Raw genomic sequence first — 16,894 nt, 5'->3', positions numbered from 1 at the left:
TCACGCTACTTCCGCGCGAGTGAGCTGGGAAGCCTCCTCAGGAGGTGTGCGGGCAGTTGCCCCGGTACTCCTCGATCGTCGCACCGGGGCGGGGCAGCGGGCAGAGGAACTGTTCGTAGCGCAGGTCGTTGTCGATGAAGCGCTTGAGCCACGACACGCTGTACTTCGCGATGGTGGTGTTCGAGGAGTTGGGCGTGAAGTGGCTCGCGCCGTTCAGCTCCAGATACGCCTTGTCGAGGGAGCCGGCGAGGCTCTCGTAGAAGGGCTCCGAGTGCGAGGAGACCGGGGCGATCGTGTCGCCGTCCGCGCCGACGACGAGGGTGGGCGTACGCAGTTCCTGCCAGGTCTTGTCGAGGTTCCAGCCGGTCAGCGGGATGGCCGCCTGGAGCGCGGGGCGGCTCTTGGCGGCCTCCAGGGAGCCACCGCCGCCCATGGAGTGGCCCATGACGCCGAGCCGGCCGCTGTCGACGCGGTCGCGCACGCTGCTGCGCTGTGTCAGGTAGTCGAGCGCGGCGAGGAGTTGACCGCCGCGGCCGGCGGGCTGGTCGAGTGTGCTGAGGGTGTCGATGGTGAAGACGACGAAGCCCTGCGAGGCGAGCCGCGGCCCGAGCCACGAGATGGACGACTGGGTGCCCCCGTAGCCGGGAGAGATCGCGACCGCGCCGAACGTGCCGTCCCTCGTGGTCGTCGGGTAGTAGAGGGTGCCGCCGCCGAACCCGGTGACGCCCAGGGACGACACGCGTGTCTCGGACACGGCGTAGGGGCCACGAGGGGCCTCGATGCTCGACACGGTCGGCGCGGGACCGCGTTCGTACGGGTTCTGCGCTGCGCCCGCGCTGCCCGACTGGGCGGTGAACAGTCCGCCCGCGGCCAGGAGGGCGGCGAGCCCCGCCCGCACCAGGCGCGGGCGGAACCGCCGGGGCGCGCGGTGGGGCGAGGGGCTGCCGATGGTCTCGTTTCTGAGCTGCTGCACGATGGTGGCGTCCTTTCGGCGGGACGATGGCCGGCAGCCGCAACTGTCCGGGCACACCCGGCCCGGACGCATCGGCGAAATCACCGGTCTTCAACTACCGCGCGCCGCCGCAGGCCGGCAGTGCGCAGACCGTGGCAGCGGCCCAAGGGGCCGAGGGATCAGCGCCGGGCGAAGACGACCTCGGGATGGCCCGCCGTCGGCCCGTCGAGGAGCGGCCGCGCAGCGCCGCGCAGCCACTTCTCGTAGAAGGCGCCGATGTACGCACGCGTGATGCGCTGCGACCGCTCACCGGAGAGCGGTACTTGAAGGTCGACGATTCCCGCTTGCTCGGCGATGACGGGCACGTCGGTGAAGCTGAAGTGCCCGGAGCCCTTGACGGTGAGCCACCGCTTCCAGCCGTCCAGGCCCTCCCAGGTGCGGTCCCAGTTCTTGCCGTCCGCGCGCCCCGGAGTGTGTTCGGCCTCGGTGCCGACCATCAGGAACGGACGGCCGCCGATCTCCGCGGGGGCCGTGTGGAAGCTCCCGTCCATGTTCATGCCCGCCCGTACGCGCGGGTCGGTGGTCATGGTGGCGAGCGCGGCAGCTCCGCCGATGGAGTGCCCGCCGACGCCGATCCGCCGCGGCTCGATCGTGCGGGCGTACCGCCAGGAATCATCACCGCCGGTCAACCGGTCGATGACGTACGAGAGATCCTTGGCCCGCCCCTCGGTGGCGACCTTGCCCATCCCCGGCTCCTGGGCGGGCTCGCAGGCCCGGCAGGTGAGGATGCGCCCACCGGGGAACGCCGTCCCGACGGATTCGTAGGCGTGGTCGACGGTGGCGACGACGAACCCCCGGGATGTGAGGTCCTCGGCGAGGTGGGTGAGGGTGGTGCGCGGCGCGGTGAAGCCGGGGGAGAGCACGACCAGCGGGAACCGGCCCGGCGCCGGCCGCGCTCCGGAGCGGGCGAAGACGCGGGTGGCGCTGTAGGCGGCCGCGGAGACCTGTCCGTCCGCCCCCGCCGACTCCAGCAGGAGCCGGGCCTCTTCCTCGGAGGTGTACGCCGTGGGGCGCCCGCCGCCGGGCCGTCCTGGGTAGTAGACGGACACCATCAGCTCCCGGGCGCCCGCCGAGGGCACCCATGGGTCACGGCGGCTCTTGTCGACGAGGTGCAGGGTGTCCCGGCCCACGGCGTACGGCCCGGTGGGACGCGGCAGCCGCCACGGCTCCGAGGCCACCTCGGCCGTCGTTGCGTGCTTCGGGGCGCCGGCGTGGGCGGTCGCCGTGGCCGCGGCGGGCGCGGCGAGAGCGAGGGTGAGGGCGGCGGCGAGGGCGCGGCGGTGCCCGGCGATCCGGTCTGTGATCATGCCAAGGGACGCTATGCCAGGGGACCTTGACGGCGCGTCGGACCGTGGTCGCACGCGCACCCGACCGCGGAGGGATGCGGATCCCGGCTCCAGGCGGTAGGCACGTTTGCCGGGCGAGGCCTCCGGCACCCCAGGCCGTGGGTGGTGTGACACGCGGCCCCGACCACCCACGGCCCCCGGCCGCCGTTCGGGGGACGACGGCGGCACCCTCAGCGGCGCCGACTCCGCTGAGGCGCACAGGGAGCGGGGTCCGGGCGAGCCCGTCGGCCCCGAGCCGATGCCGGCCACGGAGGGTTGCTTCTTGTTACCGCCCACGGGGGGTGCGCGGATGCACCGGACCGAAGATTCTTGGCTACGTGTCGCCCGGCGCGTCCCGCAGCAACAGGCGCAGCCGGTGCATGCCGCGCCGCGCGTGGCTCTTGACCGTGCCCAGCGGCCACCCGGTGCGCTCGGCGATCTGCGGCTGGGTGAGGTCCTCGTAGAACGTCAGACGCAGCACCGTCCGCTGCGGCACCGGCAGCCTCGCCAACTCCTGCGCCACCAGCATCCGGTCGACCACCGCGTCCACCTCCTCCTGACAGGGGCCGTCCACGGGGTACCGGGCCGCCGCGCCCTCGACGAGGGCCGCCCTTCGGGACCGCGCCGCCAACGCGTCCGCGATCTTCCGTCGGGTGATGCCGGTCAACCAGGCCATGGGGCTGCCGAGTTCGGGGCAGTATCCGGACCGGCCGCGCCAGGCGGCGAGGAACACCTGCTGGGCCACGTCCTCCGCCTCACGGCTGTCACCGAGCGCACGCCGGGCCAGCGCCTGCACCCGCGGCCCCCACCGCCGGTAGACCGTGGCGAGGCACGCCTCGTCCCCGGCGGCCAGTCCCGCCGCCAACGCGGCTTCCCTGTCCGGCACTTCCGCGGGCCCCCGCGCGGGGTGTGGCACCGCTGTGCTCATCGGCGTCTCGTCAGCTCCTCGAATCGATCGGCAACCGCCCCTGAACTGACGGGAATCGACCGGGCGGGCCGTGGTCCGGCTACGGCTGGGTCATCTTGGGAACAGCTTCGCGCACTCGGCAACCCGCGTCGATTGTGCGTCGTATCGTGAGCGTATGAGCGAGCCTCGGGTACGCGAGGGGGCGGCATCGGAACGGCCGCCGGACGGCGGCACGGAGGGCGCCGCGATCACGACCGGCACCGTGGCCAGACGGCTGGGAGTGTCACCGACGACACTGCGCACCTGGGACCGCAGGTACGGCCTCGGCCCGGCCCGACGGCAACCGGGCCGCCACCGCCGCTGGTCGGAGCGGGACATCGCGGTCGTAGAGGAAATGGGCCGCCTCACTTCGCTGGGAGTACCCCCGGCCGACGCGGCCCGCGCGGCACTCAAAGGCGGCGCATGGCCAGGACCTGACGTGGACTCCGGACTCGGGCCCGACCTCGGATCCGACGCCGGGTCCGGCTCCGCGTCCGATACCGAGTCCGGCATCGGGTCCAGCGCCGGGTCCGGCCTCGGCTCCGACGCCCACCTCTTCGTACGGCAGCGAAGGGGCCTCTCCCGTGCCGCCGTCCGGCTCGACGCGCCCGCCGTCCAGGAGCTGTTGGCCGAGTCGGTGGAGCGGCACGGACTGGTCGCCGCGTGGCAGGAGGTCATGGTGCCGACGCTGCACGCGGTGGGCCGCAAGTGGGAGGAGGCGGGCGACCGGTACGTAGAGGTCGAGCACCTGCTGTCCTGGCATGTCTCCCGCACCCTGCACCGCTGCGCCTCGGCCCCGCCCACGCGCTCCCCGTCGGCGCCGCTCGTCCTGGCCTGCGTCCCAGGCGAGCAGCACTCGCTGCCGCTGGAGGCGCTCAGCGCGGCCGTCGGTGAACTCGGCATCCCGCAACGCATGTTCGGCGCGGCTGTGCCGGTCGAGGCGGTCTCGGCGGCGGTCCGCAGGACGGGGCCCGCGGTCGTCGTCCTGTGGTCACAGGCCCGCTCCACCGCGAGCGTGCCGCTGGCCCGGCACATCGCCGACGCCCGCTGGGGTGTGCGCGGCGCCCGCGGACGGCCCGTGGTCATGCTGGGCGGACCCGGCTGGGCGGGCCCCGCCGTGCGCGGCACGCTGCGACCGGCCACCTTGCGCGATGCGCTGACCCAGATCGGCAGAGCACGCGGAGGGTGAGCCAACCACCGCTGTTACAGGCCAGGTTGACGGAAGCCGGGCTCGCCGACGCCCTTGACACGTGCGTACGGTTTCGCGACCTTTGAGCATCGCCGAGCAGTCGAACGGGGCGTCGACCGCGGAACGCGCGCGCTCGCGGCGCGGGTCAGCATGGGGGGAGCGTTAGGTGGACATCACCATCCACGGGCTCGACGCGCTGAGCGACTCGCTGCGCTCGGCCTGGCACCGGGCGATGGACGAGTCGCCCGAATACGCCAACCCCTTCCTGGCACCGGAGTTCGCCGAAGCCGTGGCCGGGTTCCGTGGCGGCGCGCACCTGGCGGTCCTGCGGGAGAACGGCCAGCCGGTCGGCTTCCTCCCGTTCGAGCGCACCCCCTTCGGCGTCGGCCGGGCCATCGGGCTCGGCCTCTCCGACTGCCAGGCACTCGTGCACCGGCCCGGAGTCGTCTGGGACACCGAGGACCTGCTGAAGGCCTGCCACCTGTCCGTCCTCGAGTTCGACCACCTCGTTGAGGAGCAGAAACCTTTCAGCGGGTACGTCACGGGAACGTTCGCCTCGCCGGTCCTGGACCTGACGGCCGGCGACGGCAGCTACCCGGAATGGCTGCGCGGCACCTATCCGGGCCTGGCCAGGACGACGCTGAAGAAGGAACGCCGCCTCGGGCGCGACGTCGGCGAGATGCGGTTCGTCTACGACGAACGCGATCCGCGCGTGCTGCGCACCCTCATGCGCTGGAAGTCGGCCCAGTACCGCAGGACCGGCCGGATGGACCGCTTCGCCCGGCCCTGGATCGTCGGCCTCGTGGACCACCTCTTCCAGGTCCGCGAGGAGCACCTCACCGGCGTGCTGTCCGTGCTGTACGCCGGTGACCGGCCGGTGGCCGCACACTTCGGGCCGACCTCGCGGACCGTCTTCGCCGCCTGGTTCACGGCGTACGACCCCGAGTTCGGCTATTACTCGCCCGGAATGATGATGCATCTGCGGATGGCCGAGGCGGCCGGCCGCGAGGGTGTACGGATCATGGACATGGGGCGCGGCGAGAAGGAGTACAAGGACCGGCTCAAGACCCGTGAGCTGCGGGTGGGCGAGGGCTTCGCGACGCGCCCCCACCCCGTGGCCGCCGTGCACCGGATGTGGCGCAGGCCGGTGCGGGGCCTGCGCAACACGGTCCTGGCCCACCCCGGGCTGCGGGATCCGGCCGACCGGCTGCTGAAGGCGGTCGGCACGCTGCGCACGTCGAGCCGGACGAACCCCGCGGGCGATGCGCGCGGTACGCGCTGACCGCAACCGCCCTCGCTCGAACATCTCCTCGACAAGCCCAAGAGAATAAGGTGCCGATGCCCTACGGATCACGGCTCGCCGCGCAGATGACACGGCGGCTCGGACGCGAATGCCTCTACACGCCCTCGGCGCGCCTGGCCCTCTACCTGGCCCTGCGCCGCTGGTGCAGGCCGGGCGCACGGGTCCTGATGTCACCGGTGAACGACGACGTGATCCTCTTCGTGGTCCTCGCGGCGGGCCTGCGCCCGGTGCAGGCGCCCGTGTCCCTCCGGGACGGCAACATCGACCCCGCCGCCGTACCGGAGTCGACCTGGCGGAACGTGGACGCCGTACTGACCACCAACCTGTACGGCGTCCCGGACCGTGTCATCGAACTGCGCCGTCGCTGCGACGAGTTGGGCATCCCGCTGTTCGAGGACGCCGCCCACGCGATCGGAACGCGCGTCGAAGGACGGCCGATCGGCGCATTCGGCACGGCGGCGGCGTTCAGCCTGTCCAAACACGTGGCGGGAGCGGCCGGCGGATTCCTCGCGGTCGACGGCGTCCGCACCCGCCGCGAGCTGGAACGGCTGCGCGACGAACTCCTGGTGCCAGGCCGCCTCCGCGCCGACCTGGCCACCACACTGCGGCCCCTGGCCCGTTCGGGCGTCCGCGCCCTGCACCTGGTCCGCCCCGTGTGGCGGACGATGCAGCGCCTGGGCGTACTGGAGCGCGACGCGTTCCGCATGGAGCTGCACCCGCTTCGGCTCGCGGACCGCGCGTCGCGGGCGCCGGGCCTGACCGCGTACGAGCCGTGGGTACGCGTCGACCTCCATGGTTACCGCTCACGCCACGGGGCCCTGGTGCGCGCCCAGTTGAAGCTGCGTGTGGACCGGCTCGACGGGGACCTCGCCCGGCGAGCCGTGGGGGTCTCCCTGCTGTCGGGCACCGCCTGGGCGGCTCCGGCGCTGCGCGAGCGACCGGGGTGCGACGGCCCGCTTCCCCTGTTCAGGGCCCCGCTCCTGGTCCAGGACCGTGACGCCCTCCTGGAACGCCTCGTGGATCACGGCGTGGTCTGCGGATACGTCTACGACCCCCCGCTCGACGACTACGCGGGCGCGGAGTTCGTCGAGCCGTCCCCCGCCCCGTGGGCCGCCCGCTGGTTCGCCGCGCACGTGCTCCCCGCCGACCCGCTTCTCGCCCGCGGGATCACCAACGCCCTGACGCGAGAGGGCGCGAGGGCCGCGCACCCCCCGACGGCAGCCGCCACCGCTGCTACCGTCGCGCCATGTCCAAGAGTGAGATAGACACGCTGACCGCCGAGTTCTTCGGCGCTTTCGACAACCGGGGCGGCAAGGCCGCCGATGTCGCCCGGATCCGCCGCCTGATGGTCCCGGGTGGCGTGATCGCCAGTACGGGCGAGAAGTTGACGGTCTACACCGTGGAGGAGTTCATCGAGCCCCGCGAACGACTGCTGGCGGAGGGCCGCCTGGTCGAGTTCTCCGAGTGGGAGACCTCCGAGCACACCTCGATCGTGGGCGATGTCGCCGCGCGGTTCGGCGAGTACCGCAAGTCAGGGATCCTGGACGGCGAACCGTTCGAGGGATCGGGGACGAAGAGCATCCAGTTCGTCCGGGACGAGGACGGCTGGCGGATCGTGTCCTTCGCCTGGTACGACCATCCCTGACGCCCGGCACGACCACTCTGGACGGGGTGGGGCGAAGGGCCGGGCACGTCAGCGCAGACGGCGCGTCCTGTGGCGCTGAACCGTCAGGCGTACGTCGGCCTCCAGGGCGCGGGGCGCCACAGCCGCTCTCGCCTCGGCGACTGCCTGCCCCGCCAGATCGCGCAGCACCGCCTCCGGGCGGCTGTCGGCGGCCAGCACCAGCGTGATGCGCGCCCGCAGCCGCCGGGGACGGCCCAGGAGGGTCACGTGCGCGCGGGCCACGCCGTCGACGGCTCCCGCCCGTTCGGCCAGCGCCGCGGCCAGCGCCGCACCGGAGAGGGTCACGTCCGGCTGCCCGAGCGGCAGTTCACGCAGGCGCCCCGCGCGCAGCTGCGCCACGCCCCAGCACAGGAACAGCAGTACGCCGACGCAGAGCGCGGCGATCACAAGGGGCGGCCACCAGCCCTGCTCCCGCCAGCGCCCGAGGGCCTCCCCGTCGAGCCACGTCCGGTCGGCGGGGAGCCGGGGCCAGTGCGAGGGCAGCCGCTCGCGGACCGGGCCGGTCGCGGACGCCAGGACCACCCCCGACACCAGCAGCCCCGCCGCCACTGCGAGCAGGGCCACACGATTGATGCCGCTACGGAGCCGGCTCATCGGCACTCCTCCGCGTCGAAGCGGCTACACCGATCGCCGACTTGGCCTCCGGCGGCGCGGGAGCACGCCAGGCGGGCTCGGTCCGCACCCGTACGCTCAGCCGCAAGGACTTCGCCAGGCCACAGGCGGCCAAGGTCTCCTCAGCCGCCTCGGCCACCGCTCGGCGCGCGGGACCCGGCGGGCCGAACCCGAGCCCGGCCCGCACCCGCGCCCGCCGGCGCCCGACACCGACCCGCACCCGGGTGACACCGGGCGTCTCCGCCACGGCGTCCCGCAGCAGGGAGGCCACGGCACGCCGGTCGAGGACCGCGCGGACGCCCGCGTCCGGCCTCGCCATGGGCAGAAGGCGCCGCCGCCCCGGAGTGACGGCCAGCACCAACAGCGCCACGCCGAGGAGGAACACGGCCGCCGCCATCGCCGCGCCGGGCCAGGCACCCCTGTCCGGACCGTGTGTGACCAGCCAGTCCATCAGGTGGGCCCGCCACCGCGCGGGAGAGCGGTCGCCCGCGTGCACGGACACCACGTCGTACAGCAACAGGCCGCAGAGCGCGGCACAGAGGAGCGCCAACACCGCGACGGGAAACCGGCGTTGGGACCACGGCCGCCACGCCCGGCCCTCGCGCGAAGCCCCCTCCGAAGGCAGCGCGACCGTCCCCTCGGCCCGCTCCCGCTCCCGCTCCCGCTCCCGCACCCGCAGCTCGCGAACCCGGACCCGGGTCGAGGGCACGACCAGACCCGTGAGCCCGGCCGTGCGGTCGGCGACGTACGAACGCACCCGCTCGCCCGCCTCGTCGAGGACGGCGGGGTAGGGCAGCGTCACGGCGACGCCCACCCGGGCCCGGCGACCGCGTACGGCCGCCGAGCCCCGGCCCACGTGGACCTCACCCGGGGCCAGGGCCTCCGTGGCCGCCCGCTCGGCGATGCGGCGCACCGCGCGCTCGGACACGGTCGTCGAGCCGCGGTCCGCCGCAGGCGTGCTCATCGCCGCCCCCGGTCACGGCCGCCGAGGAAGTCCCGCAGGTCCGTGCCGTCCTCCACCAGGCGCCCCGCGACGAAGCCGACCGCGCCGAGCGCCGCGACCAGGAGGAAGGCGCCGAAACCGCCGAACCATCCGGCGAACCCCAGGGCCATCCCGGCGATCATGCCTACCAGAGCTGTGCTCACCACTCACCTCACACCGCAGAAGGAGACAGGGGGCAGCAGCGTCACTCCACGCGCGTCTCGCCGGCCGAGTCCGTGGTGTCGTCGTCGGGCAGGCGTACGTCGTTGACCGCGACGTTGACCTCGACGACCTCGAGGCCGGTGATGCGCTCCACGGCCGCGATGACGTTCTCGCGCACATCGTGGGAGACGTCGGTGATCGGCACGCCGTACTCCACGACGATGTCCAGGTCGATCGCCGTCTGCCGCTCGCCGACCTCGACCTTCACCCCGCGTCCCACGTTGGGACGCCCGCCCGGGACGCGGTCGCGGACCGCGCCGATGGTGCGCGAGAGGCCGCCGCCCATGTCGAACACGCCGGGGATCTCCCGTGCCGCCATCCCGGCGATCTTCACGACCACGACATCGGCGATGGAGGTCTTCCCGCGGGTGGCTGCCGGCTCGCCCGGCCCGGTGCCGCCCGTCACGGTGGTGGTGCCCGCGCTCTTGTGGATCGTGCCGGTGGAGCCAGTGGAGCCGGTGGATCCGGTGTCGATGCCACCGGACGTGGTCGCGTTCGAGTGGATGTCCTGATTCGCCATGCCCGCGTCTCCTCGGAATCGAATGTCGTGTGGAGCCCTGATCTCGTTCGGTACCGGTCCGGGTGCCCGGTTCCCCGCTTGTCTGACACGACCGAAGGGGATTCGTTACGCGCCTCGGAAGAACTTCTCCTTCCGGGAGGTAACGTGCCCTCGCCGCGTAACGCGGGCGGCCTTCCGTGTGTCGTACGAGCACGACCTGGATGAGAGGAGCCGCGTGTGCCCGGGGAGCGGGGCAGAGCGCCGCAGGACGTACCGGACGAGTCGGCGCGGCGCGACGACGGATTGCTGGCGGTGCGTGCAGGGGAAGGCGACGAAGAGGCCTTCGAGGAGCTGGTGCGCCGCCATGCCCCGGGGCTGCTGCGGCTGGCGACGCGGCTGCTGGGAAGCCGGACCGAGGCCGAGGACGCCGTGCAGGAGTCCTTCGTGAGTGCGTGGCGCAAGCTGCCGGAGTTCCGCAGGGACGCGCGGTTCGGCACCTGGATACACCGGATCGTCACGAACCGGTGCCTGAATGTGCTGCGCGCGCGCCGGCCCGCGGTACATCTGGAGGGCGTGCCCGAGCCGCAGGCACCGGAGCACGAGGCCTCGCCCGCCCGGGTGGCCGAGGGGCACGCGGCGGTGGCGGACCTGACCAGGGCGATGGCGGGGCTGTCCCCGGAACAACGGGTGTGCTGGGTGCTGCGCGAGCTCAACGGCCTGTCCTACGAATCCATCGCCGAGTCGGTCGGGATCAGTCCGGAGGCGGTGCGCGGCCGCGTCTTCAGGGCGCGGCGCTATCTCACGGAGGCGATGGCCGCATGGCGGTGAACGAGGAGACCGGGCCCGGCGAGGAGCGCGGGGCGGTCGGCGGGGGCGAGCAGGCGGGCGGGCTCGCGGAGCGGGAACCGCTGCCCTGCGGGCGGGAGTTGTGGAGCGTGTGGGAGCGGTGGGAGACCGGCGAGTCCGACCCCCACGCCGCCGCGTGCCCGCACTGCACCGAGGCGCTGAACACCCTGCGCCATCTGGAGGAGGTCGTCTCCGCCGCACGCGAGACGGAACCGCGGGAGCGGGAGATCGACGCCTCCGCGCTCGTCGGCCGCGTCATGGACGTGGTGCGGCTCGAACTGCGGCCCGGCCGGACGCTCCCGCTGGGCGAGGAGGAAGAGGACGCGTGGATCGTGGAGGCGGCCGCCGCACGAACCGTCCGGGCGGCGGCGGAGACCCTGCCCGGGGTGCGGGCGGGCAGCTGCCGCATCGAGGTCCGGGCTCAGGACGCCGGTACCGACGCCGACGCCCACGCCGATTCGGCCGTGCCGGCGGGACGCCTGCGGCGTGGCCCGGTCGGCATCCGCCTCGAAGTGGAGGTGGCCCTCACCTGGCACCTCCAGGAGGTCGCGGAGCGGATCCGCCGCCGGGTCCTGGAGGCGGTCGACGCGGAACTGGGCATGCGGGTCACGGCCGTCGACGTGACGATCGCCGACGTCACCGACACCGCCGGCGGCACCGACGACACAGTGGAGGGAAGGCGACCGTGACGGAACAACTCGCTTCCGGTGATCTGACCGAGGCGGTGGCGGGGGCGGTCCTCGGTACACCCGGGGTCGCCTTCCTGCGGCCGGGCCTCGCCCAACTCCTGCGGGCCTCCAGCTCGTTGGCGCGCCGACGAGCGGTGGGCGAAGGCCCCGGCAGGCCGTCCCGGTCCTCGGGCGTCCGGGTGACGCGGGGCGGCGGCGCCGAGCGATGGCACGTCGAGGTCCACGTCGTCCTGCGCCGCGGCCACCGCGCCGTGGACGTCACCCGCGAGGTGCGTACCGCGGTCACCGAGGCCGTTCGCCGGGTAGCGGGGGCGCGGGCCCCCCTGCGGGTGTCCGTGACCGTCACCGGCCTTGTGTGAGCTGGTGTGTTGCCGTTCGGTGACATGGGAGACAGAGCTGTGACGCGCGGGAGGGCAACGGACGTGGGGTGCCGCGGGTCGTACGGGGCGTGGGATCCAAGGGCGGACGGTTCCGCCCGTGGCAGAGTGACCGACCGAATCTCGTGGGGGAAATGAATGAGGATGAGCGTGCGCGTCAACAAGGGAATGTTCGCCGCGGCCGCCGTGCTGGCCGCGTCCGGTGTCGCCGCGGGGACGGTGTCGGCCTCCGCGGCCGACACGCCCCGCTTCCTGGCACCTTCCGAGCTGCCGCCCCACGCGTCGTCGGACTGGTACGCCGGTCCGGTGACGCCGGGTCAGCCGGACCCGCTGCCGATGTGCGTCGGCGAGGCGCTGCCCTCGACCTCCGTACATCGCACGTACCGCACTGACCTGGACACGGGTGCGCTCCAGGTGACCGTGGTCGAGCGCGATGAGCGGCGGGCCAAGGAGTTCGCGGCCCTGCTGCGCAAGAAGCTCGACGGGTGCGCGGAGGACGTGATGAAGGAGTACCCCGACATCACGGCGAAGCAGAAGTACTACGGCAAGGTGAACGCCGAGGAAGGGGCCCACGTCTACGGCGTCCACACCGTCGCCTCGTGGGGGGCTTCCGACATCAACATGTTCTCGGTGGGCCGCGACGGCAGGACCGTGACGCTCGTGCAGTGGGGCCAGATGGGCAACTTCGCCAACGCCCAGGTCGCCGACTTCAAGGCCACGACGGCCAAGGCCGTCAACAAGCTCTACTGACCTCCACCCTCGACCCTCAGCCTCGGGTCCCGGCCCGCACGCCGGGAGCCGAGGCGTCGTCGTCCCGGTGGGGGTCCGTCGTGTCGAGGCGGTAGCCGTCGCCGTCGGAGACGACGAGACCGGCGGTCGGCGGGGGGAAATGACCGCCCAGGAGCAGGGTTCCGGTGTCGGCGAGCGCCGCGAGGAGGTCCCGGCGGGTGCGGATGGCCTGGGCCGGATCGGTGTCGACGCAGCTGGTGATCTCGGGATGGCGCATCTGCACCGGATGGTGCACGCAGTCCCCGGTGACGACGGCGGACCGCCCGGCGCCGTGCAGCCGCACAGCGACGTGGCCCGGCGTATGGCCGGGGGTGGACAACAGGCTTATGCCGTCGGCTACTTCGGCTTCGGAGCCCGCCATGTCCACGAGGTCCAGCAGCCCGGCGTCCCGGACGGGGTGGACGGAGTCCCGGAACATCTGCTGCCGAGGCTCCTCCAGCTCCCTGCCCGCCCAGTAGTCCCATTCGGTACGGGACGTCACGTAACGGGCGTTGGGGAAAGTGGGAACCCAACTCCCGCCGTCATTACGGGTGTTCCACCCGACGTGGTCGGTGTGCAGGTGGGTCAGGACGACGAGGTCGACGCTCTCCGGTGCGAAGCCCGCCGCGGTCAGCCGGCCGAGGTAGCCGGTGTCCAGGTCGTGCCAGGCCGGGTTGGCGCGGCTCTTGCCGTTGCCGATGCCCGTGTCGATCAGGACGCGCAGCCCGTTCGCCTCGACGGCGAACGTGTGGCTGGCCAGTCGAAGGATGCCGTCGGGCCCGGCGAACTCGGGCCGGAGCCACGAGGTGCGGCGAACGACCTCAGGTGTGGCGGAGGGCAGCAGCCAAGGACCGGTCGCGGCGGGCAGTGCCACCTCGTCGATGCGGTGCACGAACAGGTCGCCCGCCGCCCAACTCGGGGTGGACTCGGCGGAGTTCGGTTCCGGGGGAGTCGAGGAAGTGGAGGAGAGGTCCTGGGGCATCGGGGGTGTCCTTCAGGTCGGAGCGACGCTAAAGCAATCTCTTTGCGTTAGGTGACGGTATGCCGTACGGTCCCCCTAACGCAAATGTTCTGCTTTTAGCGGCGGGAGTCATTCCGCCTCTCCTCCCCGGAGCCTCGCCGCTCCTCCGCCTTCGCTCGAAGGGACCCCCGTTGACCACGTCGATCCCACCGACCCCACCGACCCCGCAATCCATCCCCGACCTTCTCCCGCACGAGGCGGCCCGCTGGGCCCTGCGAGCCGGACTGCCCCTCGACGCCGACCGGTTGGAGCTGGTCACGGCCACGGCCAACCACATCCAGAGCGTCATCGGCGTACTGCGCGACCTCGACCTGGGGGAGGCGGGGAACGATGCGACCGTATGAGCTGACGCTCACCGAAGCGGCGCGGGCCGTCGCGGCGGGAGAGCTCTCGCCCGTGGAACTCACCGACTCCGTGCTGCACCGGATCGAGTCCGTGGAGGGCCACCTCGGCGCCTATGTGACGGTTCTCGCCGACGCCGCACGTCAGACGGCCGCGCGGGCGGAGAAGGACATCGCGGCGGGCCGGTACATCGGCCCGCTGCACGGCATCCCGATGGGCCTCAAGGACCTCATCGACGTCGCGGGCCTGCCCACCACGGCCAGTTCACGCGTGCGCGCGCAGGCCCCCGCGGCCCACCGCGACAGCACGGTCGCGGCCCGGCTGCGCGCGGCCGGGGCGGTCCTGCTGGGCAAGACGCACACGCACGAGTTCGCGTACGGACTGATCACTCCCCAGACCCGCAACGCGTGGGACCACGACCGGGTGGCCGGCGGTTCGAGCGGCGGCTCGGCCGTGGCGGTCGCCGCGGGCGAGGCGACTTTCGCCCTGGGTACGGACACCGGCGGCTCCATCAGGGTCCCCGCGGCGCTGAACGGCGTGGTCGGCCTGAAGCCCACCTACGGACGCGTCCCGGTGGACGGTGTGACACCCCTGTCCTGGTCCCTGGACCACGTGGGACCGATCACCCGCACCGTCGCGGACGCCGAACTCGTACTCGAAGCGCTCCTCACGAGCGAGCACACCACCTCGGCGGCCCCCGAACCCCGCCCCGCCGAAGGGAGCCTGACCGGCCTGCGCGTAGGCGTCCCCCGCAACCACTATTTCGACCGGATCCAGCGCGAGGTCGAGGAAGCGGTTCGCGACGCCATCGACGATCTGCGGGAACTCGGTGCCGAACTCGTCGACGTCGACATCCCGATGAGCGAGTACATCCAGGCCACCCACTGGGGACTCATGGTCCCCGAGGCCACCGCCTACCACGAGCGCACCCTGCGTACCTCCCCCGAGCTGTACTCCGACGACGTCCGCACCCTTCTCGAAGCGGGCGTCCTCATCCCCGCCGCCGACCACCTGCGCGCCCGGCGCGCCCGCACGCTCCTGCGCGCCGCCTGGACGCGGCTGTTCGAAACCGTCGACGTCATCGCCGCGCCGACGGCCACCTCCACCGCCGCCCACCGCGACCAGCGGGCCGTGCACTGGCCGGACGGGACCGAGGAGAGCGTCCCCGAGACCTACATACGGCTGTCGGCGCCGGCCAACGTCACGGGCCTGCCCGCACTCACCCTGCCGGTCGGCGCCGACAGTGCCGGGCTCCCCATCGGCATGCAGCTCATCGGCAGGGCCTTCGACGAGGGCACGGTCCTGCGGACAGGGCGCACGTACGAGGAAGCGACGCGTACGCCGGGGAGGGCTACCCTTACCGCAATCTCTTTGCGTTAATGTGGGGCAGGTGAGCCCACGACCAGCCATCCGTCCCGGAGGACGCAGCGCCCGAGTCCAGCAGTCGGTGCACACCGCCGTGCGCGAACTACAGGCGGAGGGCGGTGATCTCACCGTCCCCCGGATCGCCCTGCGCGCCGGTGTCACCCCCTCGACGATCTACCGGCGGTGGGGAGACCTCCAGGAACTGCTGGCGGACGTCGCGGTGGAGCGACTGCGCCCCGAGACGCCCCCAGCCGACCTCGGGAACCTGCGCGAGGACCTGGAGCACTGGGCCACCGACTTCCTGGAGGAGATGTCCTCCCCGCCGGGCCGCTCCTACATCCGTGACGCCCTCGCGGGTGACCCCGACGGCGGGAACGCGGGCCAGTGCTCGGCCTACGCCGTCGAGCAGGTCGAGACCATCCTGCGCCGCGCGGCCGGGCGCGGCGAACACGTCCCCGCCACCGACACCGTGATGGATCACGTCGTGGCGCCGATGATGTACCGCATCCTCTTCCGCCCCGGTCCGCTCGACGCGCGCTACGCCCGCGACCTCGTCGCCACCGTGTTCTACCGGCTGATGCCCCTGCCGTGACCCGTACGGCATGACGATCGCCTCGTCGAAGGTGCCGTGGGAAGGACTTCGTGCCTTCCCACGGGAGTCGTTGGTCCCGAATGGCGCCGACACCCCAGGGGCACCCGATCCTTACTCCGGTCGCCGGACTCGTCTGGCGGCTCCCCGCCGTGTGGTCATGCTGAAGGCGGGTACCGGAGTGACCGATCGACTTCGAAAGTGAACGGAAGGTAGCACCGTGGGCGTCATCGCCTGGATTCTGGTCGGCTTGATCGCGGGAGCGATCGCGAAAGCACTGACTCCGGGGAAGGACCCGGGCGGGGTGATCATCACGATGCTGATCGGCATCGTGGGCGGACTGCTCGGCGGCTGGCTCGGCAAGCTGATCTTCGGGGTGGAGTCGATCAACGGCTTCTTCCACCTGTCGACCTGGATCGCCGCCGTCATCGGATCGGTGGTCGTCCTGTTCCTGTACCGCAAACTGTCCGGACGCACCGCCCACTGAGCGGCTACCGCGCCGATCCCCGCACGCCGAAACACAGCACAGCACCAGGAAAGGCAACGTCATGGCTGACAACACCCTGAACGGCCGCCGCGTACTGGCGGTCGTGACCAACTACGGAGTCGAGCAGGACGAGCTGGTGGTGCCGGTGCAGCACCTGCGCTCCCGCGGCGCGCGCGTCGACGTGGCCGCCGTGTCGGCGGAGGAGATCCGCACCCTCGTCGGTGACAAGGACCCCGGCAAGACCGTCGACGCCGACCTCACCCTGGCCGAGGCCGACACGTCCTCGTACGACCTGCTGCTGGTGCCCGGGGGTACCGTCAACGCCGACAGCCTCCGCCTGGAGGAGAGCGCCGTCGCGGCGGTCCGCTCCTTCGCGGAGTCCGGCCGCAAGGTGGCGGCCATCTGCCACGGCCCGTGGCTGCTGGTGGAGGCGGACGTGCTCGACGGCAAGACCCTGACGTCGTACGCCTCGGTCGCCACCGACATCCGCAACGCCAAGGGCACCTGGGTCGACAAGCCCGTCATGCACTGCGGTGCCAACGGCTGGGACCTCATCACCTCCCGCACCCCGGACGACCTCGACGACTTCCTCCGCAAGATCGACGACGTCCTCGGAGCGGCGGCCTGAGCGGACGT

General features: G+C 72.6%; 21 protein-coding genes. 13 read left to right on the top strand and 8 right to left on the bottom strand.

The annotated features are described in order from the left end of the window. Nucleotides 1–37: 37 nt before the first annotated feature. The 3 genes from bdeA to CP975_RS01330 all read right to left on the bottom strand — a co-directional run bounded on the left by bdeA (nucleotide 38) and on the right by CP975_RS01330 (nucleotide 3,265). Nucleotides 38–973, bottom strand: coding sequence for a bis(hydroxyethyl) terephthalate hydrolase (bdeA, locus tag CP975_RS01340; RefSeq protein WP_220450189.1), 936 nt, complete (start codon nucleotides 971–973; stop codon nucleotides 38–40). Between the two features lie 158 nt (nucleotides 974–1,131). Next, nucleotides 1,132–2,319, bottom strand: coding sequence for an alpha/beta hydrolase family protein (locus tag CP975_RS01335; protein ID WP_055530201.1), 1,188 nt, complete (start codon nucleotides 2,317–2,319; stop codon nucleotides 1,132–1,134). A 352-nt stretch (nucleotides 2,320–2,671) separates the two neighbouring features. Next, nucleotides 2,672–3,265 carry an RNA polymerase sigma factor gene (locus tag CP975_RS01330; protein WP_150476488.1) on the bottom strand — a complete coding sequence of 198 codons (594 nt, stop codon included), beginning with the start codon at nucleotides 3,263–3,265 and terminating at the stop codon, nucleotides 2,672–2,674. 154 nt (nucleotides 3,266–3,419) lie between these two features. Here CP975_RS01330 and CP975_RS01325 point away from each other — a divergent pair, with 154 nt between their 5' ends. The 4 genes from CP975_RS01325 (at nucleotide 3,420) to CP975_RS01310 (ending at nucleotide 7,420) form a co-directional block, all read left to right on the top strand. Then, nucleotides 3,420–4,472 (top strand): MerR family transcriptional regulator, encoded by a 1,053-nt coding sequence (locus CP975_RS01325; protein WP_150476487.1) that lies wholly within the window; start codon nucleotides 3,420–3,422, stop codon nucleotides 4,470–4,472. Between the two features lie 166 nt (nucleotides 4,473–4,638). Then, a complete protein-coding gene (locus CP975_RS01320; RefSeq protein WP_150476486.1) occupies nucleotides 4,639–5,754 on the top strand; it encodes a GNAT family N-acetyltransferase in 1,116 nt (371 codons plus the stop codon). Nucleotides 5,755–5,810: 56 nt separating this feature from the next. Next, the gene (locus CP975_RS01315) at nucleotides 5,811–7,040 is read left to right on the top strand and encodes a DegT/DnrJ/EryC1/StrS family aminotransferase (RefSeq protein ID WP_150476485.1); all 1,230 of its coding nucleotides are present in this window, start codon (nucleotides 5,811–5,813) and stop codon (nucleotides 7,038–7,040) included. Next, nucleotides 7,022–7,420, top strand: coding sequence for a nuclear transport factor 2 family protein (locus CP975_RS01310; protein WP_150476484.1), 399 nt, complete (start codon nucleotides 7,022–7,024; stop codon nucleotides 7,418–7,420). Before CP975_RS01315 ends, CP975_RS01310 begins: the two co-directional genes overlap by 19 nt. Nucleotides 7,421–7,468: 48 nt before the next feature. Here CP975_RS01310 and CP975_RS01305 read toward each other — a convergent pair whose 3' ends face one another. Genes CP975_RS01305 through CP975_RS01290 form a run of 4 tightly spaced genes read right to left on the bottom strand, consistent with a single transcriptional unit; the run spans nucleotide 7,469 to nucleotide 9,795 of the window. Then, the gene (locus tag CP975_RS01305) at nucleotides 7,469–8,053 is read right to left on the bottom strand and encodes an alkaline shock response membrane anchor protein AmaP (RefSeq protein ID WP_150476483.1); all 585 of its coding nucleotides are present in this window, start codon (nucleotides 8,051–8,053) and stop codon (nucleotides 7,469–7,471) included. Beyond that, entirely contained in the window at nucleotides 8,037–9,035 is a 999-nt protein-coding gene (locus CP975_RS34895; protein ID WP_167532656.1) for a DUF6286 domain-containing Asp23/Gls24 family envelope stress response protein, read from the bottom strand. Before CP975_RS34895 ends, CP975_RS01305 begins: the two co-directional genes overlap by 17 nt. Continuing rightward, entirely contained in the window at nucleotides 9,032–9,217 is a 186-nt protein-coding gene (locus CP975_RS01295) for a hypothetical protein (protein WP_150476482.1), read from the bottom strand. The genes CP975_RS34895 and CP975_RS01295 overlap by 4 nt, the downstream gene beginning before the upstream one ends. A 41-nt stretch (nucleotides 9,218–9,258) precedes the next feature. Next, nucleotides 9,259–9,795: an Asp23/Gls24 family envelope stress response protein gene (locus CP975_RS01290; protein WP_150476481.1), complete on the bottom strand. Its 537-nt coding sequence runs from the start codon at nucleotides 9,793–9,795 to the stop codon at nucleotides 9,259–9,261. Between the two features lie 216 nt (nucleotides 9,796–10,011). Here CP975_RS01290 and CP975_RS01285 point away from each other — a divergent pair, with 216 nt between their 5' ends. The 4 genes from CP975_RS01285 (at nucleotide 10,012) to CP975_RS01270 (ending at nucleotide 12,436) form a co-directional block, all read left to right on the top strand. Then, nucleotides 10,012–10,602: an RNA polymerase sigma factor gene (locus CP975_RS01285; protein ID WP_150476480.1), complete on the top strand. Its 591-nt coding sequence runs from the start codon at nucleotides 10,012–10,014 to the stop codon at nucleotides 10,600–10,602. Continuing rightward, nucleotides 10,593–11,309, top strand: coding sequence for an Asp23/Gls24 family envelope stress response protein (locus CP975_RS01280; RefSeq protein WP_208835532.1), 717 nt, complete (start codon nucleotides 10,593–10,595; stop codon nucleotides 11,307–11,309). The genes CP975_RS01285 and CP975_RS01280 overlap by 10 nt, the downstream gene beginning before the upstream one ends. Then, on the top strand, nucleotides 11,306–11,668 hold the full coding sequence (locus tag CP975_RS01275; protein WP_150476479.1) for an Asp23/Gls24 family envelope stress response protein: 363 nt from the start codon (nucleotides 11,306–11,308) through the stop codon (nucleotides 11,666–11,668). Before CP975_RS01280 ends, CP975_RS01275 begins: the two co-directional genes overlap by 4 nt. A gap of 162 nt (nucleotides 11,669–11,830) precedes the next feature. Continuing rightward, nucleotides 11,831–12,436, top strand: coding sequence for a hypothetical protein (locus CP975_RS01270; RefSeq protein WP_055535591.1), 606 nt, complete (start codon nucleotides 11,831–11,833; stop codon nucleotides 12,434–12,436). Nucleotides 12,437–12,452: 16 nt separating this feature from the next. Here the strand turns inward: CP975_RS01270 and CP975_RS01265 are convergent, their stop codons facing one another. Then, the gene (locus tag CP975_RS01265; protein ID WP_150476478.1) at nucleotides 12,453–13,436 is read right to left on the bottom strand and encodes an MBL fold metallo-hydrolase; all 984 of its coding nucleotides are present in this window, start codon (nucleotides 13,434–13,436) and stop codon (nucleotides 12,453–12,455) included. Between the two features lie 170 nt (nucleotides 13,437–13,606). Between CP975_RS01265 and CP975_RS01260 the strand changes: the two genes are divergently transcribed. The 5 genes from CP975_RS01260 (at nucleotide 13,607) to CP975_RS01240 (ending at nucleotide 16,886) form a co-directional block, all read left to right on the top strand. Next, nucleotides 13,607–13,819, top strand: coding sequence for a hypothetical protein (locus tag CP975_RS01260; RefSeq protein ID WP_055535589.1), 213 nt, complete (start codon nucleotides 13,607–13,609; stop codon nucleotides 13,817–13,819). Beyond that, the gene (locus tag CP975_RS01255; RefSeq protein WP_055535587.1) at nucleotides 13,806–15,197 is read left to right on the top strand and encodes an amidase; all 1,392 of its coding nucleotides are present in this window, start codon (nucleotides 13,806–13,808) and stop codon (nucleotides 15,195–15,197) included. The genes CP975_RS01260 and CP975_RS01255 overlap by 14 nt, the downstream gene beginning before the upstream one ends. Nucleotides 15,198–15,207: 10 nt before the next feature. Continuing rightward, nucleotides 15,208–15,774 carry a TetR/AcrR family transcriptional regulator gene (locus CP975_RS01250; protein WP_055535602.1) on the top strand — a complete coding sequence of 189 codons (567 nt, stop codon included), beginning with the start codon at nucleotides 15,208–15,210 and terminating at the stop codon, nucleotides 15,772–15,774. A 217-nt stretch (nucleotides 15,775–15,991) separates the two neighbouring features. After that, nucleotides 15,992–16,258 (top strand): GlsB/YeaQ/YmgE family stress response membrane protein, encoded by a 267-nt coding sequence (locus CP975_RS01245; RefSeq protein ID WP_055535585.1) that lies wholly within the window; start codon nucleotides 15,992–15,994, stop codon nucleotides 16,256–16,258. A 61-nt stretch (nucleotides 16,259–16,319) separates the two neighbouring features. Then, nucleotides 16,320–16,886: a DJ-1/PfpI/YhbO family deglycase/protease gene (locus tag CP975_RS01240; RefSeq protein ID WP_055535583.1), complete on the top strand. Its 567-nt coding sequence runs from the start codon at nucleotides 16,320–16,322 to the stop codon at nucleotides 16,884–16,886. The last annotated feature ends 8 nt before the right edge of the window (nucleotides 16,887–16,894 follow it).

Origin of the sequence: Streptomyces alboniger, assembly GCF_008704395.1 — a bacterium.
In the GTDB taxonomy this organism is placed as follows: domain Bacteria; phylum Actinomycetota; class Actinomycetes; order Streptomycetales; family Streptomycetaceae; genus Streptomyces; species Streptomyces alboniger.
Note: the sequence above shows the minus strand (reverse complement) of the source record. Positions and strands in the feature narration are given on the sequence as shown.